This is a genomic window from Streptomyces sp. NPDC015220 (assembly GCF_043079345.1).
Classification (GTDB): domain Bacteria; phylum Actinomycetota; class Actinomycetes; order Streptomycetales; family Streptomycetaceae; genus Streptomyces.
The window spans coordinates 208,279-234,088 of sequence record NZ_JBIBUK010000003.1 but is presented as its reverse complement, the minus strand read 5'-3'; the positions used below and the strand labels follow the sequence as shown (position 1 = coordinate 234,088).

Sequence of the window (25,810 nt, the reverse complement as noted above, 5' to 3'; positions counted from 1 at the left end):
GGCTGTGCGGCCCCGGCAATGTCGCCGGTCCGCCGGGCCACCGGTCCGCCCGGTCGCCGACTTGCCGGGGCCGCGCGCCAGGTGTGCTCTGGTAGGCGGGGGCGGTGAGAGAGAGGAGCGCTTCCATGGCTCAAGTGGCACCCGTGTCCGGCCCCATCGAACGCGCCTACACCCGGCATCCCCGCTCACCCGACATCTTCAGCGGCCGGGCGCACGCCATCGGGCGGTGGGCGGTGCCGTTCGCCCTCGCACTGGTCTACGGCTACTGGGTAGCCGCCTTCGCACGCGACGGCGGGCCGATCACCACCGGCAACCTGGTGCTGGGCTTCGTCAGCACGATCGTCTTCACGGTCGTCATGGCGACCCTGCTGTACGTCGCCCCGCGTCTGTCGCGCGAGCTGCACGCCTTCGTCTGGTTCCTGTTCACCGGCGCGGCGTCCGGCTTCCTCATCGCCCAGGCCGGTCTCACGGACACCCGCGGGCTCGTCGCCACCTCCGTGGGGCTCGGCGCGATCGTCGGCCTGATCGTCTTCTACTGGGCGTACACGCACGAGGACGCGCGGGGCCACCGCATCGGCTGACCACGCCCCGACCACGTCCCCGACCACGTCCCCGGCCGCGCGCTTCCGCCGTGGGTCCCGGCACCGGCCGGCGCCCACGGCGGAACGCCGTCCACCCCCTGCCACCGCTTCCTGACGGCCCGCGTGCCCGGCGATCACCCGTTTGCCGCCGCTCCGCTCGCGCGCCCGCCGCCGGGGGCCTTCGCTGGGATCGTGTCCCGACGCCTGCGCAGCGGCCTGTCGGCCGTGCTGATCGCCCTTTCGTGCCTGCTGGTGCCGTTCGGCGCGCTGTCGGCCTGGGCCGCGTACGGGCTCACCGACACCGGCCACTACGTCACCACGATGGCACCGCTCGCCACCGACCCGGACGTGCGGGAGGCCGTCGCGGTGACGGTCGGGGACGGGATCACGCACGAGATCGGCAACGAGATGGACGCCCGTGTGCTGCACGGGACCGTCGCCCCGTTCGTGCAGGCCGCGGTCCGCTCGTTCACGCAGACCGCCGCCTTCCGCACGGCCTGGAACGAGGGCAACCGGGCCGCCCACGACGCCGTCCTGCGCGCCCTGCGCGACGAGCGCGACATACACGACCGCCCGGTCACCGTCGACCTCGCACCCGTCACCGCCCAGGTCAAGGCCCAGCTCGCCCAGGACCACGTGCCGCTCGCGAACCACATCCCCGTCGAGCACACCGAGGTCGCCCTGCTCCCGGCCCGGCAACTGGGCCGCCTGCGGAAGGGATTCCACGTGCTCGAAGTCGCCGGCTTCTGGCTCCCCGTCTCGGCCGTCGTGTTCGCCGTCGCCGGCATCGCGCTCGCCGTGCGCCGCCGCCGTGCGCTCACCGCCACCGCGCTCGGCACCGCCCTCGGCGGCGCGCTGCTCGCCCTCGCCCTGGCCGTGGGCCGCAGCGTGACCCTGGCCGACCTGCCCGACGACGTCTCCCAGCCGGCCGCGGGCGCCGTCTACGACGCCCTGACGGCCACCCTGCGCACCACCTCCTGGCTGCTGATGGCACTCGGCCTGACCGTGGCCGCGCTGACCTGGCTCCTTCGCCGCCGGGCCGGCCGCCCCAGCTCCCGGCCGCGCCCGTCGCCGCGCCGCCCGCTCCGCCTCGGCCGGCGCGGGCGGGCCTCCGGGGCGGCCGCCGCACCCCGGACCCAGTCCCCGACCGGGTCCCGGGAAGACCCGACGGAACCCACGGAGCCGACCGGAGTCCGGGCCTGACGGCACCAGGAGACCACGCCGCACCGGGCCTCCACACCGCACCTCGCCGGACGACCGCCGCACACCAGGAGACCGCACCGCACCGGACGGCCGCTCCGCACCAGGGCTCCTTGCTGGCCATCTCACCCCTGACCTGCCGTTCCCACCCCTGACCTGCCGTTCCCACCCCTGACCTGCCGTTCCCACCCCTGACCTGCCGTTCCCACCCCTGAGCCGACCGTTCCCACCCCCGGACCGGCCGGCACACCCCTTGGCCGGTCGCCTTGCCAACTCTCCTGTCGTCGGCCTCGCGTGAGCGCCCCGGGAAGTCGCTTGTCCCGAAAAGTCGACCGGCCCTAGGGTCGGCCGCATGGCACCCTTCCTCGCGTACGAGGACCGAGGCCCCCAAGGCCCCGCGTCCTCGTTGCCGTCCCTGCCCCTGGTCCTGATCCACGGCCACCCCTTCGACCGCACGATGTGGGCCCCGCAGACCGAGGAGTTCTCCCGTGCCCGCCGGGTCGTCGTCCCCGACCTGCGCGGTTACGGCGCCTCTCCGGTGGTGCCGGGCAGCACGCCGCTGTCCCGGTTCGCCCAGGACGTCGAGGAGCTGCTGGACGAGCTGGAGGTGGAGACCTTCGTGCTCGGCGGCCTGTCGATGGGCGGCCAGATCGTGATGGAGTGCTACCGCCGGTTCCCCGAGCGGATCCGCGGCCTGGTCCTCGCGGACACCTTCCCCGCGGCCGACACGCCCGAGGGGAAGGCCACCCGCAACGCGATGGCCGACCGCCTGCTGCGCGAGGGCATGCGGGGCTACGCCGACGAGGTGCTGGAGAAGATGGTCGCCCCGTACGCCGACGCCGGGGCGAAGGCCCACGTCCACCGCATGATGACGGCCACCGCGCCCGAGGGCGCCGCTGCGGCCCTGCGCGGCCGGGCCGAACGCCCCGACTACCGCGACCTGCTCACCCGGGTCACCGTTCCCGCCCTCGTCGTCGTCGGCGAGGACGACGAGTACACCCCGGTCTCCGACGCCGAGGCGATGCACGCGGCGCTCCCCGACTCCACGCTCCGGGTGATCGAGCGCGCGGCCCACCTGCCCAACCTGGAGCGCCCACGGGAGTTCAACGAGGCCCTGGGGGAGTTCCTGGCACGAGTGGGCCGCTCCTCCTAGGCTCGGTACCCGTGGCCGCGCACCCTCACGAGACCAGCCGGCGCCGTCCCGGACGGCGCCTCAGGATCTGGTGCGCCGGACTGCTGTTCGCGGGAGTGAGCGCGGTCGTCGGCTGCCGGCTCGCCGACACCGACGGCGTCACGCCCGTACCGCAGTTGCTCGCCTTCCTGCCGTGGCTGCTCGTCCCCACCGGACTCGGCCTCGTCCTCACGCTGCTGGGCCGCTGGTGGTTCGGCGCGGTGTGGGGCCTGGCGGTGCTCGGCCTGCTGGCATGGTTCATCGAGCCGTACGGCAAGGACCCGGAACCGGCGGGCACGGTCGTCGCCGACGTCCGGGTCCTCACCTCGAACGTCGAGTTCGGCCGCGGCACCCCGGCCCTCGTCCCGGTGATCCGCCGCGAGAAACCCGATCTCGTCTTCGTGGCGGAGTGCGAACTCTCCTGTCAGGCGCGGCTGCGGCGAGACGTGGGCGCCGACTACCCGTACCGGCAGGCGGTGGCGGCGGCCGGTTCGAAGGGCTCGGTCGTCCTGAGCAAGTACCGGCTGACCGGCACGCGGGGGGTGCGCGGCACGATGGGCATGCCGGGCGCGACGGCCGACGTGCGCGGCCACGCCGTACGGCTCCAACTCGCCCACCCGATGCCGCCGCTGCCCCGCCGGGTGGCGCTGTGGCACCGTGAACTCGGGCGGCTGCGCGCCTTCGCCGCGGCCGACGCGCGTACGCCCACGATCCTGGCCGGGGACTTCAACGCCACCCAGGACCACGCGGCCTTCCGCCGCATCCTCGACACCGGCCTGTACGACGCGGCCCGTCTCGCCGGCTCCGACCGCACCCCGAGCTGGCCGGCCCGCACCACCCCGGCCCTCGGCGCCCAGATCGACCACGTGCTGGTCACCCGGCACTTCTCCGCCGCCCACGCCCGGTTCCTGCCGGTGGCGGGTTCCGACCACCGGGCGCTGGTGGTCGAGCTGACCCTCCACGTACGGGAGAACGACCCCGGGCGGCCTTGACCCGACCGGACCACCGTTCATCTCCCCTGCCCGGGATCGGCACTCGGGGCCGCTAACCTTACGTGTCCGTCCTGGCCAGGGATTGACGGGATCAACTCACGCGAAGGGTTGCGCACATGGGCATTCTCACTCGCCTGCGGAACGCGTTCGGCCGGTCACGCAAGGGGCGTGCGGCCGAAGCAGAGGGTGCGGAGCAGGTTCCGGCCCAGGAACCGACCCCGGCCGCCGCCGACACGCGGCAGCCGAAGGCCCAGGTCCCGTCCCCGGCACCGGAGCCGACCCCGGAGTCCGCGGCCACGGCACACGTCCCCGACCCGCGCACCTCCCCGCGCGAGGAACGCGACGAACACGAACTGGTCTCCGCGGCCTTCGACAACGTCACGGTCCCCAAGCCGGCGAAACCGGTCGAACCCGTCACGGAGCCGGCGGCCCAGGACCCGGCGACGCCGGAACCCGCGGCCCCGGCCACGGAGCCGGAGCGGGAGCCCACCGCGGAAGCGACCGAGGAGACGGCTCCGGAACCGGCCCCGGCGGCAGCCGCAGAGGCAACCGAGGAAACGGCCCCGGCGGCGGCCGAGGAAGCGACCCGGGAACCGGAAGCGACCCCGAAGCCGATCGCGGAGGCGGCCGAGGAGCCGAACGGGGAGACGACCCCGAAGCCGGACCCGGAACCGGGACCGGGACCGGCCGAGGTATCCGCCCCCGCCCCGGAACCGGCCGAGGAAGCCACCCCGGACGCGGAACCGGCCGAGGAAGCCACCCCGGACGCGGAACCCGCCGCCGCCCCGCGGGCCGCCGACGGCGAGGAAGCCCCGCAGGGGACGCCCGCGCCCGCCGACGAGAGCCGCACGGGTGATGCCGGCGAGAACGATGGCACGGCCGAAACCGGAGCCGGGACCGGAACGGCCCCCGCATCCGCAGCCGCCGCCCTCGCGACCCCCGAACCCTCCACCGCCGCCCTCGTGACCTCCGAACCCGCAGCCCCCGAACCCACGCCCACCGAACCCGTAGCCGCCGAACCCGCGACCACCGCCCCGGAACCGGAGCCCGCGACCACCGCCCACGCCCCGGAAGCGGAACCGGAGCCCACCGCGGCGACGGAGCCCACCGCCCCCAAGTCCGCCACCACCCCCGCTCGCCTCCGCTCCCGAGCCCCCGGCCTGGCCACCGCCTACAAGGCGGCCGCGGCCGCCCTCAGGAAGAACGACCTCACCGGCGCCCGGGCCAAGGTCCACCTGGTCCTCGACCGCTCGGCCTCCATGCGCCCGTACTACAAGGACGGTTCCGCCCAGGCCCTGGCCGAGCAGGCCCTCGCCCTCGCCGCCCACCTCGACCCCGAGGCCACGGTCCACGTGACCTTCTTCTCCACCGAGGTGGACGGCACCGCCGACCTCACCCTCACCGACCACGAGAACAAGATCGACGAGGTGCACGCCACGCTCGGGCGCATGGGCCGTACGACGTACCACGCGGCGGTGGAAGCGGTCCTCGCCCACCGCGCGAAGGCGGACGACGGCCTCCCGGCCCTGGTGATCTTCCAGACGGACGGCGCACCCGACGCCAAGACCCCCGCCACCCGGTCCCTGACCGACGCGGCCGAGCACCACCCGGCCGTCTTCTTCTCCTTCGTCGCCTTCGGCGAGCACGACAACAAGGCCTTCGACTACCTCCGCAAACTGAAGACCGACAACGCGTCCTTCTTCCACGCCGGACCCGCCCCCCGCGAGCTCACGGACAAGGAGCTGTACGAAGGCGTCCTGGCGGCCTGGCGGCCGTAGCGAAACGGAACGGTTCCCGCCGCGGGCGGGCGGTGCCGGCGCGGCGTGTCCCGCCGGCACCGCCCGCCCCTCGAAACGCGGGTGAGTCGATCTCCACGGGGCCAGTAGGATTTCGACCATGGCGGCCACTGGATCCGAGAAGCAGGGTGAGAAGGCGTTCTACGTCTCCACCCCCATTTACTACGTCAACGACGCTCCTCACCTGGGCCACGCCTATACGACCGTCGCAGGCGACGTGCTCACCCGCTGGCACCGTCAGCGTGGCGAGAAGGTGTGGTACCTCACCGGCACGGACGAGCACGGTCAGAAAATCATGCGCACGGCCGAAGCCAACGGGGTCACCCCCCAGGAGTGGGCCGACAAGCTCGTCACCGAGTCCTGGCGCCCCCTGTGGGAGCACCTGGAGATCGCCAACGACGACTTCATCCGCACCACGCAGAAGCGGCACACCGACCGCGTCCAGGAGTTCGTGCAGGACCTGTACGACAAGGGCGAGATCTACAAGGGCGGCTACGAGGGCCCGTACTGCGTGGGCTGCGAGGAGTACAAGCTCCCCGGCGAGCTGCTCGACGGCGAGGGCGAGTACGCGGGCCAGAAGCTGTGCTCGATCCACAAGAAGCCGGTGGAGATCCTCAGCGAGGAGAACTACTTCTTCAAGCTGAGCGAGTACGGCGACAAGCTGCTCGCCCACTACGAGGCGAACCCGGGCTTCATCCAGCCCGAGTCGGCGCGCAACGAGGTCGTGAACTTCGTCCGGCAGGGCCTTCAGGACCTGTCGATCTCCCGTTCGACGTTCGACTGGGGCATCCCGATCCCGTGGGACGACAAGCACGTCATCTACGTATGGGTCGACGCCCTGCTGAACTACGCCACCGCGGTCGGCTACAACGAGAACCCGGAGAAGTTCGAGTCGACGTTCCCCGCCGACGTGCACCTGGTCGGCAAGGACATCCTGCGCTTCCACGCGATCATCTGGCCGGCCATGCTGATGGCGCAGGGCCTGCCGCTGCCGGGCAAGGTCGCCGCGAACGGCTGGCTGATGGTCGGCGGCGAGAAGATGTCGAAGTCGAACCTGACCGGCATCAAGCCGCAGGACCTGACCACGCACTTCGGCGTGGACGCCTACCGCTGGTACTTCCTGCGGGCGATCGCCTTCGGTCAGGACGGCTCGTTCTCCTGGGAGGACTTCTCCGCCCGCTACACCAGCGAGCTGGCCAACGACTACGGCAACCTGGCGTCCCGCGTGGCGGCGATGGTCGGCAAGTACTTCGGCGGCGAGCTGCCGGCGGCCACCGCCGACGGCGGCGCCGAGCAGGCGATCCACGACGGTCTGGCCAAGGCGGTCAACGAGGCCGACCGGAAGATCGGCGAGGAGCTGGACTTCCAGGGCGGCATCCTGGCCGTCTTCGACTTCGTCAAGCAGGTCAACGGCTACATCACGGAGCAGGAGCCGTGGAAGGTGGCCAAGGACACCTCCGAGGAGGGCCGGGCCCGCCTGGCCACCATCCTCTACACGGCGGCGGAGTCCCTGCGCGCGGTCGCCGTCCTGCTGAACCCGGTCATGCCGGACACCTCGCAGAAGCTGTGGGACTCCCTCGGCGCGGGGACCTCCCTGGGCGCCCTGGCGGACCAGAAGGTCCAGGAGTCGGGCGAGTGGGGCAAGCTGCCCGCCGGCACCACGGTCACCAAGGGCGCGGTGCTCTTCCCGCGCCTGGAGGAGAAGCCGACCGCGTAAGGGCGTACCCCTCGCACACAGAGGTCCGGGAACGACTCGTTCCCGGACCTCTTCGCCGTGGCCCGGAGCAGCCCGGCCGCGTCGGGGCGCGTGCCGTCGACGGGTCAGCGTCCCGAGGCGTACGTCACGAAGTCCGCCCAAGCGCCGGGCGCGAGCGCCAGACGGGGGCCCTCGACGTTCTTGGAGTCCCGGACATGCACGGCGCCGGAGGTGGTGGCGACCTCGACGCAGGAGTCACCTTCGCTGCTGCTGCTGTAGCTGCTCTTGAACCAGGGCGGGCCGGAGGTCTCCCCAGCCGAGGTGTTCCGGATCATGTCTCCCCCAGCAGATGCTCGATGAAGGCGGTCGACTCACGCGGCGTGAGAGCCTGAGCCCGGATGATGCCATACCTCAGTTCGAGGATACGGAGCTGCTTCGGTTCGGTGACCGGTCGGCCGTTGGCCACTGCCTGCGAACGCCCGACCACCGAGCCGTCCTCGAACTTCAGCACCTCGATCCCGCCGGCCAGACCAGCGTGCTCCTCACGCTCCATCGGCATCACCTGGAGCTCGACACTCCGCAACCGCCCCATGTCCAGCAGGTGTTCGAGCTGGCGATTCAGCAACGCCTTTCCACCTAGCGGGCGCCGCAGTGTCCATTCCTCCAAGACGAAGCTGAGCTCAGGCGCCGGGTCTCGTTCGAACACCGACTTACGGGCCACTCGCGCGGCGATGAACCGCTCCACCTCATCCTCGGTGTACGCAGGGCGTCGCATCAGGAGCAGACCACGTGCGTAATCCGGGGTTTGCAGTAGCCCGTGGATGTTCAGGGGATCGTAGAGCTGGAGCTCGACCGCCCTGGCCTCCATCTGCGCCAGATCCCGAACCACCTTCGGATACCGGACCTTGGCCACGTCCTCCTTCATCGCGGACAGCAATCCATCCGCACCCAACACCTCGTCCGCCTTGTCCAGGAACTCAGGCCGGGGAATCCGCTTCCCGCCCTCGATCTTGTAGACCAGGTCCTCGCCGTAACCGACCGCCACCGCGAACTCGGCGACCCGCATTCCCTTCGCCTCCCGCCGCAACCTCAACTGCCGCCCCACGGTGGTCACTACGGCCACACCCCACTCGTCGTCCGGATCCACCTCCCAACCCGGCTCGTCCGCCTCGCTCTTGAGCCGCCGCACCTCGCCGTCCACCGACATCCCGCGCCCTTCGTCGTACCGCTGTACCGCCGTGCCGCAACGCCGCTGCCCACAGGCCCGGTTCAGACAGCTTGGACAGCAGTGGACGAGCCTCGGACAGTCACCCTACGTATCGGCTCTGTCACTGTTCACGGTAGGCGCACGCGGCCACGCTCGGCTGTGTGAACAGCGAAAAGTCCACCCAACTCCTCTCGCCCGCCGACCACTTCCACGTGCTTCTGTCACCCACGCCCCGCGGCGCCCGTCTCGCCCGGCTCCTCGCCGTGGACTGGATGCGCACCCGGGAGCTGCCCCACCGCGTCGCCGAGGCCGCCGAGCACCTCGTCGCCGAACTGGCCGCGAACGCCGCTACCCACGGCCGGCTCCCCGGACGCGACTTCCGCCTGGCACTCCAGGACCACCGCGCGATCCTCCGGATCGAGGTCACGGACACCCGGGGTGACGACCTCCCGCGCCGCCGCCCGCCCACTCCCGACGCCGAGTCCGGACGCGGCCTCCTCCTCGTCGAGGCCCTGGCCGACCGCTGGGGTGTGGAGCCCGGACCGGCGCCCCGCAAGACCGTATGGGCGGAACTCGACCTACCGACGGCGTGACCAGCGGAAACAGCACGATCACCGAAACCCGGCCGCGTGTGCTCCGGTGCCGTCGGCGGTCTTCCCCAAGGACGACGAGAGGGAAAGGAACCGCACCAAGCCCCACCCCTCCCGCCCACGGCGCACGCTCACTCCCGCGAGTGAACATCACCAACTGGGCTGGCTTCCGCACCGGTTGCCTGCCCTACGCTCAGCGCAGCACGGCAGAACGACCTCCGGACATACGACGGCCCTCGCGGGGACTGGCATCCCACTGCGAGGGCCTGACCACCAAGGAACCAACACTTCCTGATGGATACCCAGAACAGTAGCGCGCACCCGCACCCCCAGTCCCGTAACAGCGGGAAAAACCACCCGCACCGGCGCACCCGTGGGCAGGTGAACGCACGGCCCGGCGGTGTCATCCACGACAACACCCGCCACACCGCCCGCTTCACGGTGATCGGCAACCACCTCGCCCAGCACCGGGACCTGTCGCTCCTCGCGATCGGACTGGCCTGCCACATCCAGTCGCTGCCCGCCGGCGCCCCCGTCGACATCAAGTCCCTCGCCGCCCGCTTCCCCGAGGGACCCACCCGGATCGCCGCCGCCCTGCGCGAGTTGGAGACCCACGGCTATCTGCGCCGCACCCGCGAGCGCAGCGAGAGCGGCCGCATCGTCACCCGCACCGTCTCCTGCAACCAGCCGGGCCGGCACCGCGACCACGACACGTCCGAAGCGGCGCCGCCCGGACCCCCGCCCGGACCCCCGGCCGGCCGCGCGGCCGCCGACCGGCAGCGGGAGCCCGCACGCCGCCGGGCCCTGCCCGCCGTCCCGAAGCCCGCCTACGCCTCCCCCGCCCTCCTCCAAGCGGCCACCGACGTCCTCGCCGGTCTGCGCCGCACGGATCCCCGCCTGCTCCTGTCCGCCGCCGACACCGAACACCTCGCGCCCGGCGTCGCCGCCTGGCTCGAACGGGACCTCACCCCCGCCGCCGTACGCCACGCCCTGACCGGCGACCTGCCGACGGACCCGCTGCGCCGCCCGGCCGCCCTCCTGGCCCACCGCCTGACCGCCCAGCTCCCACCCCCGCCGCCGTACCGCGCACCCGAGCCGCCACCGGCCGACCGGCACCCCCTGCGGAACTGCGACGGCTGCGACCGCGCCTTCCGCGCCCCCACCCCCGGCCGCTGCCGCGCCTGCCGGGCCGATCTCACCCACGGGAATCGAACGTCATGACCACCGCACCCGACGACGCGCAGCAGGCCGCCCCGCCGCTGCCGAGCCAGGAAGAACCTGCTTCCGCCCACGGCCGCTCCCCAGTCGCGCCTTCCCCACCGGTGCGGAAACGGAAGCGGCCGAACGGATCCGTCGACGGCCGCCTTCCAAGAATCACCGACAACCCCTGCGCCGCCCCGGCAGGTTGAGCTCCCCATTCACCCGATTGGACTTCCACATGCCGCCCTCTTTCACCGCGAACGGATTCCTTCCCCCGGGCCGCTACTCCGTGTCCTTCGACGAGGCAGAGGCCATGCTGGTCGGCGCCACAGGGTTCGAGGAATCATCGACACGCACACGGCTGTGGGACGGCCTCCACGACTACCTCGACCCCTTCCTCACGCTGGAAGACACCTATGCGGAGAACCTCGCCGGTCTCACTCTCGTCCACAGGCTGTGGCTCGGAGGCAGTTTCGTCAGCACCAAACTCGATCCCGGGAACATCGACGCCACGATTCTGATCGACACGCGGGCCGAACGCGCCGTACGCGGGAGACCGGGCTCGAAGTGGCTGACCACCGCCTTCCAGAGCCGGGCCAGGATGAGGGAGAAGTACGGGGTGTCGCCGCTTCGCATCGGGTACCAGCCTGTTGCCCATATCTTCGAGCCGGAGCGTTTCACTCCCGACGAGCGCACATACTTCACCCAACGGGGTGTGTGGGACGACTGGTGGCAGCGCTGCAGGCTGCCCGATGGGCAGGACCGCTCACCGTCCGAAGAGAGTGCCGCCCCGGCACGCGGCTATCTGGAGGTGCGACTGTGACCGGCGACAGCTGGCGCGAGCGCAGGCGCGAACTCCTTCGAGACGACCCCGGAGAAGCCGAGCGCGCCGCACATCTCCTCGGTCGGTTGGGTACCGAGGACCGGAACGACGAGGAGATCGAGGCAGAACACCGCGCGAACCGGCTGGCGGCAGCCCGGGAGTACGCAGCCGACGCCCGGCTGGACGAGGAGCTTCAGCTCCGGCTGACCGGACCGGACACCGACGGCGGTGCTCTGCGCTTCCAGTGGGGCGACGCGCTGCTGGAACCCGTCGAGCACATGGTCTCGGCCGCCGCAGGCACTCCTGTACAGCTGGAACTCACCGGGATCTCGGCCGGCAGCACCGTCGTGCACGCGCGCCCGGTCACCACGCGCGCCGACGGTTTTGAGCCCGAGGCCATCGACGCCCCCGCCACATCCGCGGCTTCCACGGGCCTCGGCACCCTCACCACGATGCTCGACGCCCTCGAGTCGGAGCGCGACATCCGCGAATGGGCTCGCCTCTTCGACGCGGTCGAAGCGGTGTCCCGAGCACTGAGCCGTTACGACCTCGATCTGGGCGTTACCTGGTACGACGCCAACGGCCGCATGCGTCGCGCCCGGCTGACCGAACGAGGCAGGAGCTATGTGAGACGGCTCCGAGAGACCAAGGACCGCGATCAGGAGATCATCATCTCCGGCCGCATCACGGAACTACGGGAAAGCGGCCTGGTGAAAGTGAAGACGGGCACGGCAAAGAACTCGCCCGCCTACGAGGTCCGCTTCGAGGAGCCCGAGGAGCTTGTGCGCATGCGCCCCGGCCTCGGTGACAACGTCCACTTCCGGGTCCGCTTCCGTCAGCAACTGGACTCCATGGGCATCGCGCGGTCGGCGGAGTACACCTATCTGGGGCCGGCCGCCGAACAGACGTCACTGCCGATCGGACCGTAGGCGCCGGCCCCCTGCCGGATCCACGCGGTGCTCCCCACGGGACGGAGGCTGTGCCGGTCTCGGCCGAGCCCGGCGCGGCGGTGCGCCCGCCACCAGGCTGACGCGCCCCGCCGCACTCGTGTGACAGGACCCTGGGAGCAAGTCCCGGCCGGACCCCGGCGTCGACTCGTCCGCGCCCACCCGTATGTTCTCCGCCATGGCACTTCCCGAGGTCATTCCGATCGCCTACGACCCCAAGCACCGCACCGAGACCATCGGACGGTACGCGGACGGCCAGTTCCTGGCGTCGATCACATACGCCTTCCCGGAGGGGTTCCGGCCCGACGACGGCTGGGAGGAGCACAAGCGTCTCTACACGGTGCTGCACCTCTTCGACGCCGCCGGCCGTCACCGCGACTCGGAGATCTGGTGCGCCGGCACCTGGGCCGAACAGCAGCGCGACCCGCACGGCGACGGTTCGGTCCTGGCCCTCGCCCGGGTCCGGCTGGCGAAACTGCTGCGCAGTCTGCCGCGCCGCTCCTACACCGACATCGCCGTCCGTCCCTTCCGGCTCACCCACGACGGTGTGCTGTTCGGGCTGCTGAGCGGTTCGGACGAGGAGGGCGACTGGGCCGAGCTCTACCCGGACCGCCTCGGCTTCGGCGAGCCGTGGGACGGAACGTACGACACCTGACACCTGAGACCGACACCGACACCTGACGGGCCCCGCTCCGCGCTCGGGGCGAGGCGTCCCGTCACCCGCCGGCGACCCGAAGCGGCCCGGAACCGGTACCGGTTCCGGGCCGCTTCGGTCACGACCGCTACTTCGGCTGCGGCTTGCGCACCGAGAGGTGCAGCTCCTTCAGGCGTGCCTCGTCCAGCTCCGTCGGCGCGCCCATCATCAGGTCCTGGGCGTTTCCGTTGAGCGGGAAGGCGATGGTCTCGCGGATGTTCGGCTCGTCCGCGAGGAGCATCACGATGCGGTCGACGCCCGGGGCGATGCCGCCGTGCGGCGGGGCGCCGAAGCGGAACGCGCGGAGCATGCCGGCGAACTGCTCCTCGACCGTCTCGCGGTCGTACCCCGCGATCTCGAAGGCCTTGAGCATGATGTCCGGCTCGTGGTTCCGGATGGCGCCGGAGGACAGCTCCACGCCGTTGCAGACGATGTCGTACTGCCAGCCCAGGATGTCCAGCGGGTCCTGCGTCTGGAGGGCCTCCAGGCCGCCCTGGGGCATCGAGAACGGGTTGTGGGAGAAGTCGATCTTCCCCGTCTCCTCGTCCTTCTCGTACATCGGGAAGTCGACGATCCAGCAGAAGCGGAAGACGCCCTCCTCGAAGTGACCGGCCCGCTTGGCCGCCTCGACCCGGACCGCGCCCATGACCTTCGAGACCTCGTCGAACTCACCGGCGCCGAAGAACACCGCGTGGCCGGGGGCCAGGGACAGGCGCTTGGTCAGCTCGGCGACGTTCTCCTCGGTCAGGAACTTCGCGATCGGACCGGTCAGAGAGCCGTCCTCGCCGACCCGCACCCACGCCAGGCCCTTCGCGCCCAGCGAGACCGCGTAGTCACCCAGCTGGTCGAAGAACTTGCGCGGCTGGTCCTGGACCGCCGGCACCGGCAGCGCGCGCACGTGCTTGCCCGCGAACGCCTTGAACTCCGAGCCCGCGAAGACGTCCGTGATGTCGACGAGCTCCAGCTTGGCGCGCAGGTCCGGCTTGTCGGAGCCGTACTTCAGCATCGCCTCGCGGAACGGGATCCGCGGGAAGGGCGAGGTGACGTGGCGGCCGCCGCCGAACTCCTCGAACAGCTCCGTCATCAGCTGCTCGATCGGCTGGAAGACGTCCTCCTGCTCGACGAAGCTCATCTCCACGTCGAGCTGGTAGAACTCGCCCGGCGAACGGTCCGCGCGGGCGTCCTCGTCGCGGAAGCAGGGGGCGATCTGGAAGTAGCGGTCGAAGCCGGAGATCATCAGCAGCTGCTTGAACTGCTGCGGCGCCTGCGGAAGGGCGTAGAACCGGCCCGGGTTCAGGCGGGAGGGCACGACGAAGTCGCGGGCGCCCTCCGGGGAGGTGGCGCTGAGGATCGGCGTCGCCATCTCGTTGAAGCCGAGCGCCGTCATCTTGTGCCGGATCGCCGAGATCACGGCGGTGCGCAGCATGATGTTGCGGTGCATGCGCTCACGGCGCAGGTCCAGGAAGCGGTACTCCAGGCGCCGCTCCTCGTTGACGCCGTCCTCGGCGTTGATCGTGAAGGGCAGCGGGGCGGCGGCGCCGAGCACCTCGACCTCGCCGACCTCGATCTCGACCTCGCCGGTGGGCAGGTCGGGGTTCACGTTCTCGGTTCCACGTGAAACGACCTTGCCGTCGACCCGGACCACGGTCTCCTTGGAGAGCTTGTCCAGGGTCTCGTAGGCGGGCGTGCCGGGACGGGCGACGAGCTGCGTGATGCCGTAGTGGTCGCGCAGATCGATGAAGAGGATGCCGCCCAGGTCGCGCCGATTGTGCAGCCAGCCACTCAGCCGGACGTCGGTGCCGACGTCAGAGGCGCGGAGCTCGCCGCAGGTGTGGGACCTGTACCGATGCATCGTCGTTCATCCAGTCTTCGCGGATCGGGGTCACCGGGCGGGCACGGCCCGGACCCACCAAGCGTACCGGCCGGCCCGAGATCGACTCGCCCCAGTTCTCGGGCGCGGCGGCCGCCCGGTGCCGCGCACCGCCGCGGCCGACGGCGCCGCGGCCCTCGCGCGGCCCGCATCCGAAAGGTCCGCCTACCGCACACCCGTCCGTCTTCGGTGGCAGTGTCCGATCGCATCTTCTTACAGTGGGGCAATGCGCACTGGTGAGCCCCTGCCCGCCGTGGGGGACGTCCTCGCCGCCCTCGCGACCGGACTGTGGCACTGGGACACCGCCACCGGACTGGTCTCGGTCGACGCCGAGGCGGCACGGCTGCTCGGGCTGCCCGCCGAGGCGGTCACCCTCACCGAGGCCCAGGTGCGCGCCCGGCTCCACCCCGTCGACTGGAACGAGATCACCGGGGTGGTCCAGCTCGCCGCCTCCGAGGGCACCCTGGCCGAGGTGCGCATCCGCGTCACGGACGAGCAGGGCCGGATCCTCCGCGTCGTACGCAGCCGCTCCCGGCCCACCTACCACCCGCGCAAGAAGGCCTACGAGCTGATCGGCACCCTTCAGCAGGTCACCGAGCCCACGCCGGGCTCGCCCGCCGCGCACGGCGTGGTCACCGGCGACTGGCGGCGTTCCCGGGAGGCGTTCCTGCTGGACGCCGGCCGGGCGCTGGCCGAGGCCCGGTCCACGGCGGAGGTGCTGCGGGTGGCGGCCGGCCTGTCGATGCCCGGTTTCTCGCCGGACGGACTGGCCGTCTTCGGCGTGGAGGGCGACCGGCTGTCGGTCATCGGCCACCACGGGCAGCAACCCGGCGACGAGTCGGCCTTCACGCGCATGTCGCTGGACACCGACTACCCGGCCGCCGAGGTGATCCGCACCGGGCGGGCCGTGTACCTGTCCTCCCCGGAGGAGTACCGGGCCCGCTACCCGCTCACCTGGCCGCTCGCGGAGAGCTTCCACCGCCGCTCCTGGGCGTATCTGCCGCTGACCGCCTCGGGCCGCACCATGGGCGCCTGGATGGCCGCCTTCGCCTACCCGGTGGCCTTCACGCCCGACGAGCGCTCGGTGCTGACCACGGTGGCCCGGATGCTCGCCCAGGCCCTCTCCCGGGCCGGGACCGCCGAGACCGAGCGCGAGCTGAGCGAGGGCCTGCAACGGTCGATGATGCCCACGCTGGGCCCCGAGGTCCCCGGCATGGAGCTCGCCGCCCGCTACGTCCCCACCGGCGGCGGCCTCCAGGTCGGCGGCGACTGGTACGACATGATTCCGCTGCCCGGCGGGACCTCGCGCACCCGGTCGAAGGCGCGGTCGGGACGGTTCGCCCTGGTCATGGGGGACGTGCAGGGTCACGACGTACGGGCCGCCGGCCTGATGGGCCAGCTGCGCATCGCGTTGCGCGCCTACGCCTCCGAGGGGCACCGCCCGGACGCGGTCCTCTCCCGCGCCTCCCGCTTCCTGTACGGCGTGGTCAACGACAGCGCCACCGACGACGACCTCGCCGACCTGCGCTTCGCCACCTGCCTGTACGCCGAGGTCGACCCCCGCACCGGGGTGCTGGAGGTGGCCCGCGCCGGGCACCCCGACCCGGTGATCCGCATGGCCGACGGAACGGTCCTGCTGCGCCCCACGGCGGGCGGACTGCCGCTCGGTGTCGACCCGGACCCCGACTACCCCACCACCCGGTTCACCCTGGAGCCCGGCGAGACCATGATGATCTGCACCGACGGTCTGATCGAGACCGGCGGCCACGACCTGGACACCGGCTGGCAGCGGATCCGCACGATCCTGGAGCGGCACGAGGGCGGCGCCGAGGAGCTCGCCGACGCGCTCGTCCAGGCCGTGCACGGGCCCTCCTCGCACCACACCACCGGCCCGCTGGTGGACCGCCGGGAGGACGACATCGCCGTCGTGCTGCTGAGCCGGCTCCGCGAGGGCCCCGGTGGCGCGGTGGGCATCCGGCCCGAGGTGCGGCGCAGCCTGCTCACCGTGGCTCAGGCCGAGCCCGAGCGGATAGCGGTGGGCCGGCAGCAGCTGCGGGAGCTGCTGCACGACTGGTCGTCCGAGGAGCAGGTGGACTCGGCGGTGCTGCTGGTGTCCGAGATGCTGACCAACGTGCTCGTGCACACCGACACCGACGCGCTGCTGCTCGCCGAGGTGAGCGGCGACCGGCGGGGCGAGCGGCGGATGCGGGTGGAGGTCAGCGACGCCGGCGACGACCTGCCGCACAAGCGCCGGCCGGGGGAGCTGGCCTCCTCCGGGCGCGGGCTGGTGCTGATCGAGCTGCTGGCCGACGCGTGGGGCGTCGAGCCGCGGGGGGTGGGCAAGAGCATCTGGTTCGAGCTCCACGAGCCGGTCGGCGACAGGTTCTGAGGCCCCCGGCGCCCCGCTGCGGTGCCGCGGGGGGCGACGTTCACCCGTCGGGGAGCGGCGTCCGGTGCGTGCTCCCAAGCCACCGCCCGAAGAGCTCGGGCGAGCGTGCCGGGTGTCGCGGGGCGGGCGGGAATCCGACGACCGGTCCTCTAGGGGTGCTCGGAGGCGTACCGGTCCCGCAGCTCGTGCGCGATCCCGAACGCCGCCGCCGTCAGCGGGACCGCGAGCAGCATCCCCACGATCCCGGCGGCCGACGCGCCCGCGGTCAGAGCCAGCAGCACCGCCGCCGGGTGCATCTGCACGGTACGGCTCTGGATCACCGGCTGGAGCACGTGTCCCTCCAGCACCTGCACGGCGACGACCACGCCCAGCACCCACAGCGCGACGACGAAACCCCGGTCGGCGAGCGCCACCAGCACGGCTACCGCTCCGGAGATGAACGCGCCCAGATAGGGGATGTAGGCGCCGACGAACACCAGCGCGCCGAGCCCGTAGGCGCCGGGCACCCGCAGCAGGAACAGGCCGAGGGTGATGCAGAAGGCGTCGATGAGCGCGATCAGCGTGGTGCCGCGCATGAAGCCCTCGACCGCCGCGAACGCCCGCCGGGCCATGGCCTCCACCACGTCGGCGGTGCCGCCGGGTGAGAACGAGCGCAGGGACCGCATCGCGCGGTCCGCGTCGCGCAGGAAGAAGAAGACCAGCAGCAGCGCCAGCAAGGCCATGGCGATGTACTCGGCGACGACGCTGACCCCGCTGATGACGTTGGAGACGGCCGTCCCGCCGAACTTCGACAGCAGTTGCCTGCCGTGCGCGGCCAGGTCGGTCAGCGAGGACCCGGCCGTGCCCAGGAGGCCGGAGATCGACTTCGCGGCGCGCTCCAGGGAGGAGACGATCTGCTTCCCGCTCTCCATCAGCGCCAGCACCACGACGTACCCGGTGCCGCCGACGACGAGGAGGACGACGACGCAGGTGATCCCGGCCGCCAGCGACCGGTTGACGTTGGCCCGCACCAGCCGGCGGAAGAGGGGCCGCAGCAGCGCGGTGCCCAGCAGTGCCAGCAGCACCGGCGTCACGGTGGTGCGGAACGCGTCGCACAGCCGCACCACGATCCACACCACCCCGGAGACCAGCAGCACCACGGCACACCAGGCGGCGAGACGCCGGACGGGCTCGGGCAGCGGGGACACCTCACCAGCGCAACACGCACCGGGCGGGCTGTCCTGTGCGGACAGCCCGCCCGGGTGACGCGGCGCGCCGTGGGACGGGACGGGGTCAGCCCTGGGGGCCGGTCTCCGTCATCCCGTGCACGGCCGGGACGGTGCCCAGGCGGCCCTTCTGGAAGTCCTCGAACGCCTGCATGAGCTCGTCCTTGGTGTTCATGACGAACGGGCCGTAGTGAACCATCGGCTCACGGATCGGCCGGCCGCCCAGGAGGACGACCTCCAGGTCCGGCGTGTGCGAGTCCTGCTTCTCGTCCGCCCGGACGGTCAGCGAGGAACCGGCGCCGAAGACGGCGGCCTGGCCCAGGTGGATCGGCCGGCGCTCGGCGCCCACCGTGCCGCGCCCGGCCAGGACGTACGCGAGGCCGTTGAAGTCCTCGCGCCAGGGCAGGGTGAGCTCCGCGCCCGGGGCGAGCGTCGCGTGGATCATCGTGATCGGGGTGTGGGTGATCCCGGGACCCGCGTGACCGTCCAGCTCACCGGCGATGACGCGGATCAGCGCGCCGCCGTCGGGGGAGGTGAGCAGCTGGACGCTGCCGCCCCGGATGTCCTGGTAGCGGGGGGCCATCATCTTGTCCTCGGCGGGGAGGTTCACCCACAGCTGGAGGCCGTGGAAGAGGCCGCCGGACATGACGAGGGACTCCGGCGGCGCCTCGATGTGCAGCAGGCCGGAGCCGGCCGTCATCCACTGGGTGTCGCCGTTGGTGATGGTGCCGCCACCGCCCTGGCTGTCCTGGTGGTCGAAGATCCCGTCGATGATGTAGGTGACGGTCTCGAAGCCGCGGTGGGGGTGCCAGGGGGTGCCCTTGGGCTCGCCCGGCGCGTACTCCACCTCGCCCATCTGATCCATCATGATGAACGGGTCGAGGTGACGGTAGTTGATGCCGGCGAACGCCCGGCGCACCGGGAAGCCCTCGCCCTCGAAACCGCTCGGCGCGGTCGTGACGGTGAGCACGGGGCGGGCCACGGCATCGGCCGGAGCGGCCACACGGGGCAGCGCCAGCGGGTTCTCGACGGTCACAGCGGGCATGTCGGTACCTCCTCGGGGGACGTGACGGCCACTATAGTTGAGCGTTCAACTTCTTGCCAGCACCAACACGAGGAGCCCGGAGGTAATTCCCTCCGGGCTCCGACAAGGACGGGTTCAGGTCAGCCGTACATCCGGCGCATCGCGAAATCGACCATCTGTTCGACCGCCTTGGCGTCGAACACGATCCGGTGCTCGCCCTCCATGTCGAGGACGAAGCCGTATCCCGTGGGCAGCAGGTCGATCACCTCCGCTCCGGTGATGACGAAGTACTTGGACTCCTTGCCCGCGTACCGCCGCAGCTCCTTGAGCGAGGTGAACATCGGGATCACCGGCTGCTGGGTGTTGTGCAGGGCCAGGAAGCCGGGGGTGTCGCCGCGCGGGCAGTACACCTTCGAGGTGGCGAAGATCTGCTGGAAGTCCTCCGCGGCCATCTGCCCGGTCGTGAAGGCCCGCACCGCGTCGGCCAGCGACGGCGGGGACGGCTCCGGGTACAGGGGCGGCTGCTGGCCGTATCCGCCGACGCCACCGGGCATCTGCTGCTGCGGCGGGACGTACCCCTGCTGCGCGCCCGCGCTCTGGTCGTAGCCGTACATGAGCGACAGAGTAGTCAACGGCCCGCCCCCGAGTGGAGCATGACCGGGACCCGCTCGGGGGTAGAGCCTCGTCACAGATGGCCGGATCGGGGTTGCTTCTTGTTACCGACGGGTAGCATCATGGGGCTACTAGTTGGTACGCGAACCAGATGCGAGGAGTCAGTGCCTCGCCGAGTCCTCGACGGGAGCCGTGGCCATGGGGCACTACAAGTCCAACCTCCGCGACATCGAGTTCAACCTCTTCGAGGTCCTCGGACGCGACAAGCTGTACGGCACCGGTCCGTTCGAAGAGATGGACGCCGAGACCGCCAGGAGCGTCCTCGAGGAGCTGACCCGCCTCTCCGAGAACGAGCTGGCGGAGTCCTTCGCCGACGCCGACCGCAACCCGCCGGTGTTCGACCCCGAGACCAACACCGCGCCGATACCGGAGAGCTTCAAGAAGAGCTACAGGGCCTTCATGGACTCCGAGTACTGGCGGCTCGGCCTGCCCGAGGAGATCGGCGGCACCACCGCTCCCCCGTCCCTGATCTGGGCGTACGCGGAGCTGATCCTCGGCGCCAACCCGGCCCTGTGGATGTACTCCTCCGGCCCGGCGTTCGCCCGCATCCTCTTCGAGGAGGGCACCGAGGAGCAGAAGAGGGTCGCGAAGATCGCGGTGGAGAAGACCTGGGGCTCCACCATGGTGCTCACCGAGCCCGACGCCGGCTCCGACGTGGGCGCCGGCCGCACCAGGGCCGTCCAGCAGGAGGACGGCTCCTGGCACATCGAGGGCGTGAAGCGCTTCATCACCTCCGGCGAGCACGACATGGAGGAGAACATCCTCCACTACGTCCTCGCCCGCCCCGAGGGCGCCGGCCCCGGCACCAAGGGCCTGTCCCTCTTCCTCGTCCCGAAGTACCTCTTCGACTTCGAGACCGGCGAGCTGGGCGAGCGCAACGGCGTCTACGCCACCAACGTCGAGCACAAGATGGGCCTGAAGGCCTCCAACACCTGCGAGATGACCTTCGGCGACAAGCACCCCGCCAAGGGCTGGCTGATCGGCGACCGGCACGACGGCATCCGCCAGATGTTCCGCATCATCGAGTTCGCCCGCATGATGGTCGGCACGAAGGCGATCTCCACCCTCTCCACGGGCTACCTCAACGCCCTGGAGTACGCCAAGGAGCGCGTCCAGGGACCCGACCTGGCGAACTTCATGGACAAGAGCGCGCCCAAGGTCACCATCACCCACCACCCCGACGTGCGCCGCTCGCTGATGACGCAGAAGGCGTACGCCGAGGGCATGCGCGCCCTCGTCCTGCACACCGCCTCCGTCCAGGACGCGATCGCCGTCAAGGAGGCCAACGGCGAGGACGCCAAGGCCGAGCACGCGCTCAACGACCTGCTCCTGCCCATCGTCAAGGGCTACGGCTCCGAGAAGGGCTACGAGCAGCTCGCCCAGTCGCTGCAGACCTTCGGCGGCTCCGGCTTCCTGCAGGAGTACCCGATCGAGCAGTACATCCGCGACGCCAAGATCGACACCCTGTACGAGGGCACCACCGCCATCCAGGGCCAGGACTTCTTCTTCCGGAAGATCGTCCGCAACCAGGGCGCGGCCCTGAACTCGCTCGCCGAGGACATCAAGAAGTTCCTCGCGCTCGGCACCGGCGGCGCGGAGCTGGCCGACGCCCGTGAGCACCTGGCCAAGGCGGCCGTCGAGCTGGAGGCCGTCGTCGGCGTCATGCTGACCGACCTGGCCGCCACCGAGCAGGACGTCAAGAACATCTACAAGGTGGGTCTGAACACCACCCGCCTGCTGCTGGCCTCCGGCGACGTCGTCGTCGGCTACCTGCTGCTGAGGGGCGCGGCGGTCGCCGCCGAGAAGCTGGAGACCGCCTCCGCCAAGGACCGGGCCTTCTACACCGGCAAGATCGCGGCGGCGAAGTTCTTCGCGGCCAACGTCCTGCCGGGCGTCACCCTGGCCCGCAAGCTGTCGGAGAAGGTCGACCTGGACCTGATGGAGCTGGACGAGGCCGCCTTCTAGCGCCTTCCGTCCGGGCCGGGCCGCGGGCCGTCACGGTCCGGCCGGCAGGCCGTGGTCCCCGCCTTCACACCGTCCTCACGAGGGTCCGCTCCCAGACCGGGAGCGGACCCTCGTCCGTCGTTAAGGTGAACCCATGAGCACAAGCCGGCCCTTCGACCGCGGCCACACCGACGACCTGATGTCCTTCCTGACGGCCAGCCCGTCGCCCTACCACGCCGTGGCGAACGCCGCCGCGCGGCTGGAGAAGGCCGGCTTCCGCCAGGTCGCCGAGACGGACGCCTGGGACACGGGGGCCTCGGGCACCGGCGGGAAGTACGTCCTGCGCGGCGGGGCGATCGTGGCCTGGTACGTCCCCGAGGGCGCCGCGCCGCACACCCCCTTCCGCATCGTCGGCGCGCACACCGACTCGCCCAACCTGCGCGTCAAGCCGCTGCCCGACACCGGGGCGCACGGCTGGCGCCAGGTCGCCGTGGAGATCTACGGCGGCCCGCTGATGAACTCCTGGCTCGACCGCGACCTCGGCCTGGCCGGCCGGCTGACCCTGCGCGACGGCTCGACGCGCCTGGTGAACGTCGACCGCCCGCTCCTGCGCGTCCCCCAGCTCGCCATCCACCTGGACCGCGCGGTCTCCACGGACGGTCTCAAGCTCGACAAGCAGCGGCACCTGCAGCCGGTGTGGGGCCTGGGCGACGACGTCCGGGACGGCGACCTGATCGCCTTCCTGGAGCAGGAGGCGGGTCTGGCCGCGGGCGAGGTCGCCGGCTGGGACCTGATGACGCACTCCGTGGAAGCGCCCGCCTACCTGGGCCGCGACCGCGAGCTGCTGGCCGGCCCGCGCATGGACAACCTGCTCTCGGTGCACGCCGGCACGGCCGCCCTGGCGGCGGTTGCCACATCGGGTCAGGACCTGCCCTGCATCCCGGTGCTGGCCGCCTTCGACCACGAGGAGAACGGCTCCCAGTCCGACACCGGCGCCGACGGCCCGCTCCTCGGCAGCGTGCTGGAACGTTCCGTGTTCGCGCGCGGCGGGTCGTACGAGGACCGGGCCCGCGCCTTCGCCGGCACGGTCTGCCTGTCCTCGGACACCGGCCACGCGGTGCACCCCAACTACGCGGAACGGCACGACCCGACCCACCACCCGCGTGCGGGCGGCGGCCCCATCCTCAAGGTCAACGTCAACAACCGCTACGCCACGGACGGTTCGGGCCGGGCGGTGTTCGCGGCGGCCTGCGAGAGGGCCGGCGTGCCCTTCCAGACCTTCGTCTCCAACAACTCCATGCCGTGCGGCACGACCATCGGCCCGATCACCGCGGCCCGGCACGGCATCCGCACCGTCGACATCGGCGTGGCCATCCTGTCCATGCACAGCGTCCGCGAACTGTGCGCCGCCAACGACCCGTTCCTGCTGGCGAACGCGCTGGTGGCGTTCCTTGAGGACTGAGCGCGCCACTCCATGAGGGGTCGCCTCCGCATGCTCATCCCGCTTGCGGGTATCCGGAGTTGACCGGAAGGGACCGGAACGGGCCGGAACCACCGGACCTGACACCGGACTAGGAGGCGACACTCATGGGCCTCGGCGGGTGCATCATCCTCATCGCCGTGGGAGCCATCCTCACGTTCGCGACCGACTGGCACATGCAAGGGGTCAACCTGCACATGGTCGGCGTCATCCTGATGATCGTCGGGGTGATCGGCGTGACGACCTTCAGCAGCATCGCCAGGCGGCGCCGCGTCATGGTGCCGCCCTCGACGACGGTCGTCGAGGAGGAACGGCACCACCACGCACGGGACGGCTACAGCGACGGGTACGGCGTGTGACCGTTTCCCCGGCGGGCGGCCGGCCCTGATCAGCCGTCCATGCCGGCCAGGACCAGCGGCAACCGGTCCGCGCCGGCCCCGGTCAGCCGGACCGGGACGCCCCAGTCCTGCTGGTGCACATGGCAGGCCGGGTACTCCTCGGCGCCCGCGGCGGAGCCGCTGCCGGCCTCCGGGTCGTCGCAGGAGGCCGCCATCGCGGACACGTGCAGGACGCCCTCCGTCACGGCGGGGTTGAGCTCGAGGGCGCGGGACAGGTCTGTTCCCGCGCCCTCGCCGTCCAGCAATAGCTCCGGCGGGGTGGCGGAGACCAGCAGCCGGGTGGCGGGCCCGTAGCGGGTGTCGAGCTTCTGACCCGCCGGGGCCTGGAAGATCACGTCCAGCCGCAGCCGCCCCGGGGCGACCTCGGTGGCGGCCCGCCGCGTGCGGTGGGCGACAGCCGCCACCCGCACGGCCTCCTCCGGCAGCCGAAGCCGGGTCAGCCGGTGCCGGGCCGACTCCACGACCACGATGTCCCCGCCGACGAGTACCGCGTCGCTGGGCTCGCGCAGGTCGGTGGCGAGGGTGGTGACCCGGCCGGTCGCCGGGTCGTAGCGGCGCAGGGCGTGGTTGTAGGTGTCGCTGACCGCGACCGAGCCGTCCGGCAGGGCGGTCACTCCCAGCGGGTGCTGGAGCAGCGCCTGCCCGGCGTCCCCGTCCCGGTGGCCGAAGTCGAACAGGCCGGTGCCCACGGCGGTGTGGACGCCACCGTCCACGTCCACCCAGCGCAGCGCGGAGGTCTCGGAGTCGGCGAGCCACAGCCGCTCGGGCGTGGCCGCCAGTCCGGAGGGCTGCGCGAACCACGCCTCGTCGCCGGGTCCGTCGACGAGCCCTTCGTTGGTGGTCCCCGCGGCGACGCCGACGCTCCCGACCCGCGGGTCGTACGCCCACAGCTGGTGCACGCCCGCCATGGCGATCCACACCTTGCCGTTCCAGTGGGCGACGTCCCAGGGGGAGGACAGCTTCACGTCCCGGGCGGGACCGGACGTGGCGTCCCCCTGCATCCACTGGAACCCGGTGCCGGCCAGGGTCGTGGTGCGTCCGGTCTCCGGATCGAAGCGCCGCAGGGCGTGGTTGACCGTGTCGGCGACGACGACGCTGCCGTCCGGGAGGAGCGCGAGCCCCTGCGGTTCCTGGAACCGCGCCCGGTCGGGGAGCCCGTCGGTCATCCCCCGGCCGCCCTGCCCGATCCGCCGCACGACGCTCTCCCCGTCCGCCTCCAGCTCCACCAGCTGGTGCCGGGTGGTGTCGCTGACCAGGAAGTTCCCGGAGGGCAGCAGGAGGGCCTTGCCGGGGAAGCGCAGGGTGGTGGGCTCCGGCTCCGGCGGCACGTACGGCCCGTCGCCGCGCCGCAGGGTGCCCTTGGCGGCGTGCTCGGCCTCCAGCTCCTCCACCAGCCGCTCGATGGCGTGCGCGTGCCCCTCGCCGGCGTGCTGGGCGACGACGTACCCCTCGGGGTCGATGACGACGAGCGTCGGCCAGGCCCGCACCGCGTACTGCTTCCAGGTGGCGAGCTCGGGGTCGTCGAGCACCGGATGCGCCACCTCGTAGCGCTCCACGGCGTCCACGACCGCCTGGTGCTCCGCCTCGTGCACGAACTTCGGGGAGTGCACTCCGATGACGACGACCGTGTCCCGGTGCTTCTCCTCAAGTTCCCGCAGCTCGTCGAGGACGTGCAGACAGTTGATGCAGCAGAATGTCCAGAAGTCGAGCAGCGCGATCCGTCCGCGCAGGTCGGCGAGGGTGAGCTCTTTGCCTCCGGTGTTGAGCCAGCCGCCCCTGCCGGTCAGCTCGGGGGCGCGGACACGGGCGCGTCGGGTGGTCCGGGACGGGGACGATTCGCTCATGGGGCAAGGGTGCCACCCGTCACCGCCGACCGGGCCCGGGCCCGCCCGCTCAGCCCGTCGGCCTACCGGCGGCGTCCCGGGGCCCCG

At 71.7% G+C, this 25,810-nt stretch carries 22 protein-coding genes; 15 read left to right on the top strand and 7 right to left on the bottom strand.

The genetic code is table 11. The annotated features are described in order from the left end of the window. The first annotated feature begins 125 nt into the window (after positions 1 to 125). The 6 genes from ACF061_RS10195 (at position 126) to metG (ending at position 7,457) form a co-directional block, all read left to right on the top strand. Entirely contained in the window at positions 126 to 581 is a 456-nt protein-coding gene (locus tag ACF061_RS10195; protein WP_392266381.1) for a hypothetical protein, read from the top strand. A 192-nt stretch (positions 582 to 773) separates the two neighbouring features. Then, positions 774 to 1,784: a hypothetical protein gene (locus ACF061_RS10190; protein ID WP_392266380.1), complete on the top strand. Its 1,011-nt coding sequence runs from the start codon at positions 774 to 776 to the stop codon at positions 1,782 to 1,784. A gap of 349 nt (positions 1,785 to 2,133) precedes the next feature. Then, positions 2,134 to 2,934: an alpha/beta fold hydrolase gene (locus ACF061_RS10185; protein WP_392266379.1), complete on the top strand. Its 801-nt coding sequence runs from the start codon at positions 2,134 to 2,136 to the stop codon at positions 2,932 to 2,934. An 11-nt stretch (positions 2,935 to 2,945) separates the two neighbouring features. Beyond that, positions 2,946 to 3,944 carry an endonuclease/exonuclease/phosphatase family protein gene (locus ACF061_RS10180; RefSeq protein ID WP_392266378.1) on the top strand — a complete coding sequence of 333 codons (999 nt, stop codon included), beginning with the start codon at positions 2,946 to 2,948 and terminating at the stop codon, positions 3,942 to 3,944. A 116-nt stretch (positions 3,945 to 4,060) separates the two neighbouring features. After that, positions 4,061 to 5,722, top strand: coding sequence for a VWA domain-containing protein (locus tag ACF061_RS10175; protein ID WP_392266377.1), 1,662 nt, complete (start codon positions 4,061 to 4,063; stop codon positions 5,720 to 5,722). 118 nt (positions 5,723 to 5,840) lie between these two features. Then, positions 5,841 to 7,457 (top strand): methionine--tRNA ligase, encoded by a 1,617-nt coding sequence (metG, locus tag ACF061_RS10170; protein ID WP_392266376.1) that lies wholly within the window; start codon positions 5,841 to 5,843, stop codon positions 7,455 to 7,457. Positions 7,458 to 7,561: 104 nt separating this feature from the next. Here the strand turns inward: metG and ACF061_RS10165 are convergent, their stop codons facing one another. Next, on the bottom strand, positions 7,562 to 7,771 hold the full coding sequence (locus ACF061_RS10165; protein ID WP_392266375.1) for a DUF397 domain-containing protein: 210 nt from the start codon (positions 7,769 to 7,771) through the stop codon (positions 7,562 to 7,564). After that, positions 7,768 to 8,643, bottom strand: a complete 876-nt coding sequence (locus tag ACF061_RS10160) for a helix-turn-helix domain-containing protein (protein ID WP_392266374.1) — start codon at positions 8,641 to 8,643, stop codon at positions 7,768 to 7,770. Before ACF061_RS10160 ends, ACF061_RS10165 begins: the two co-directional genes overlap by 4 nt. 161 nt (positions 8,644 to 8,804) lie before the next feature. On the opposite strand from ACF061_RS10160, the gene ACF061_RS10155 reads away from it, so the two are divergent. From ACF061_RS10155 to ACF061_RS10135, 5 genes are all read left to right on the top strand, one after another. Continuing rightward, on the top strand, positions 8,805 to 9,236 hold the full coding sequence (locus ACF061_RS10155; RefSeq protein ID WP_392266373.1) for an ATP-binding protein: 432 nt from the start codon (positions 8,805 to 8,807) through the stop codon (positions 9,234 to 9,236). A 291-nt stretch (positions 9,237 to 9,527) separates the two neighbouring features. Next, positions 9,528 to 10,454 carry a helix-turn-helix domain-containing protein gene (locus ACF061_RS10150; protein WP_392266372.1) on the top strand — a complete coding sequence of 309 codons (927 nt, stop codon included), beginning with the start codon at positions 9,528 to 9,530 and terminating at the stop codon, positions 10,452 to 10,454. A 217-nt stretch (positions 10,455 to 10,671) separates the two neighbouring features. Further along, positions 10,672 to 11,256 (top strand): DUF6932 family protein, encoded by a 585-nt coding sequence (locus tag ACF061_RS10145; RefSeq protein ID WP_392266631.1) that lies wholly within the window; start codon positions 10,672 to 10,674, stop codon positions 11,254 to 11,256. Beyond that, positions 11,253 to 12,185 (top strand): hypothetical protein, encoded by a 933-nt coding sequence (locus tag ACF061_RS10140; protein WP_392266371.1) that lies wholly within the window; start codon positions 11,253 to 11,255, stop codon positions 12,183 to 12,185. Before ACF061_RS10145 ends, ACF061_RS10140 begins: the two co-directional genes overlap by 4 nt. A gap of 196 nt (positions 12,186 to 12,381) precedes the next feature. Further along, a complete protein-coding gene (locus ACF061_RS10135; RefSeq protein ID WP_392266370.1) occupies positions 12,382 to 12,858 on the top strand; it encodes a hypothetical protein in 477 nt (158 codons plus the stop codon). Positions 12,859 to 12,985: 127 nt separating this feature from the next. Here the strand turns inward: ACF061_RS10135 and aspS are convergent, their stop codons facing one another. Beyond that, positions 12,986 to 14,749 (bottom strand): aspartate--tRNA ligase, encoded by a 1,764-nt coding sequence (aspS, locus tag ACF061_RS10130; RefSeq protein WP_392266369.1) that lies wholly within the window; start codon positions 14,747 to 14,749, stop codon positions 12,986 to 12,988. Between the two features lie 244 nt (positions 14,750 to 14,993). Here aspS and ACF061_RS10125 point away from each other — a divergent pair, with 244 nt between their 5' ends. Beyond that, entirely contained in the window at positions 14,994 to 17,156 is a 2,163-nt protein-coding gene (locus ACF061_RS10125; protein WP_392266368.1) for a SpoIIE family protein phosphatase, read from the top strand. A gap of 149 nt (positions 17,157 to 17,305) precedes the next feature. Here the strand turns inward: ACF061_RS10125 and ACF061_RS10120 are convergent, their stop codons facing one another. The 3 genes from ACF061_RS10120 to ACF061_RS10110 all read right to left on the bottom strand — a co-directional run bounded on the left by ACF061_RS10120 (position 17,306) and on the right by ACF061_RS10110 (position 19,999). After that, positions 17,306 to 18,343, bottom strand: a complete 1,038-nt coding sequence (locus ACF061_RS10120) for an AI-2E family transporter (protein ID WP_392266367.1) — start codon at positions 18,341 to 18,343, stop codon at positions 17,306 to 17,308. An 85-nt stretch (positions 18,344 to 18,428) separates the two neighbouring features. Then, positions 18,429 to 19,406, bottom strand: a complete 978-nt coding sequence (locus ACF061_RS10115) for a pirin family protein (protein WP_392266366.1) — start codon at positions 19,404 to 19,406, stop codon at positions 18,429 to 18,431. A gap of 119 nt (positions 19,407 to 19,525) precedes the next feature. Continuing rightward, positions 19,526 to 19,999, bottom strand: coding sequence for an SseB family protein (locus ACF061_RS10110; RefSeq protein ID WP_392266365.1), 474 nt, complete (start codon positions 19,997 to 19,999; stop codon positions 19,526 to 19,528). Positions 20,000 to 20,195: 196 nt separating this feature from the next. Here ACF061_RS10110 and ACF061_RS10105 point away from each other — a divergent pair, with 196 nt between their 5' ends. From ACF061_RS10105 to ACF061_RS10095, 3 genes are all read left to right on the top strand, one after another. Then, entirely contained in the window at positions 20,196 to 22,022 is a 1,827-nt protein-coding gene (locus ACF061_RS10105; protein ID WP_392266364.1) for an acyl-CoA dehydrogenase, read from the top strand. 133 nt (positions 22,023 to 22,155) lie between these two features. Beyond that, positions 22,156 to 23,463, top strand: coding sequence for a M18 family aminopeptidase (locus tag ACF061_RS10100; protein ID WP_392266363.1), 1,308 nt, complete (start codon positions 22,156 to 22,158; stop codon positions 23,461 to 23,463). A 125-nt stretch (positions 23,464 to 23,588) separates the two neighbouring features. Then, positions 23,589 to 23,840, top strand: coding sequence for a DUF6458 family protein (locus ACF061_RS10095; protein WP_392266362.1), 252 nt, complete (start codon positions 23,589 to 23,591; stop codon positions 23,838 to 23,840). 29 nt (positions 23,841 to 23,869) lie between these two features. Here ACF061_RS10095 and ACF061_RS10090 read toward each other — a convergent pair whose 3' ends face one another. Next, positions 23,870 to 25,723 carry an NHL domain-containing thioredoxin family protein gene (locus ACF061_RS10090; RefSeq protein WP_392266361.1) on the bottom strand — a complete coding sequence of 618 codons (1,854 nt, stop codon included), beginning with the start codon at positions 25,721 to 25,723 and terminating at the stop codon, positions 23,870 to 23,872. Positions 25,724 to 25,810: the final 87 nt, after the last annotated feature.

Coding starts and splice junctions, on each gene's coding strand:
- ACF061_RS10100 (WP_392266363.1), top strand. CDS start 22,156: ATGAGCACAAGCCGGCCCTTCGACCGCGGCCACACCGACGACCTGATG.
- ACF061_RS10185 (WP_392266379.1), top strand. CDS start 2,134: ATGGCACCCTTCCTCGCGTACGAGGACCGAGGCCCCCAAGGCCCCGCG.
- metG (WP_392266376.1), top strand. CDS start 5,841: ATGGCGGCCACTGGATCCGAGAAGCAGGGTGAGAAGGCGTTCTACGTC.
- ACF061_RS10175 (WP_392266377.1), top strand. CDS start 4,061: ATGGGCATTCTCACTCGCCTGCGGAACGCGTTCGGCCGGTCACGCAAG.
- ACF061_RS10165 (WP_392266375.1), bottom strand. CDS start 7,771: ATGATCCGGAACACCTCGGCTGGGGAGACCTCCGGCCCGCCCTGGTTC.
- ACF061_RS10195 (WP_392266381.1), top strand. CDS start 126: ATGGCTCAAGTGGCACCCGTGTCCGGCCCCATCGAACGCGCCTACACC.
- aspS (WP_392266369.1), bottom strand. CDS start 14,749: ATGCATCGGTACAGGTCCCACACCTGCGGCGAGCTCCGCGCCTCTGAC.
- ACF061_RS10160 (WP_392266374.1), bottom strand. CDS start 8,643: ATGTCGGTGGACGGCGAGGTGCGGCGGCTCAAGAGCGAGGCGGACGAG.
- ACF061_RS10145 (WP_392266631.1), top strand. CDS start 10,672: ATGCCGCCCTCTTTCACCGCGAACGGATTCCTTCCCCCGGGCCGCTAC.
- ACF061_RS10125 (WP_392266368.1), top strand. CDS start 14,994: ATGCGCACTGGTGAGCCCCTGCCCGCCGTGGGGGACGTCCTCGCCGCC.
- ACF061_RS10095 (WP_392266362.1), top strand. CDS start 23,589: ATGGGCCTCGGCGGGTGCATCATCCTCATCGCCGTGGGAGCCATCCTC.
- ACF061_RS10105 (WP_392266364.1), top strand. CDS start 20,196: ATGGGGCACTACAAGTCCAACCTCCGCGACATCGAGTTCAACCTCTTC.
- ACF061_RS10110 (WP_392266365.1), bottom strand. CDS start 19,999: ATGTACGGCTACGACCAGAGCGCGGGCGCGCAGCAGGGGTACGTCCCG.
- ACF061_RS10135 (WP_392266370.1), top strand. CDS start 12,382: ATGGCACTTCCCGAGGTCATTCCGATCGCCTACGACCCCAAGCACCGC.
- ACF061_RS10150 (WP_392266372.1), top strand. CDS start 9,528: ATGGATACCCAGAACAGTAGCGCGCACCCGCACCCCCAGTCCCGTAAC.
- ACF061_RS10090 (WP_392266361.1), bottom strand. CDS start 25,723: ATGAGCGAATCGTCCCCGTCCCGGACCACCCGACGCGCCCGTGTCCGC.
- ACF061_RS10115 (WP_392266366.1), bottom strand. CDS start 19,406: ATGCCCGCTGTGACCGTCGAGAACCCGCTGGCGCTGCCCCGTGTGGCC.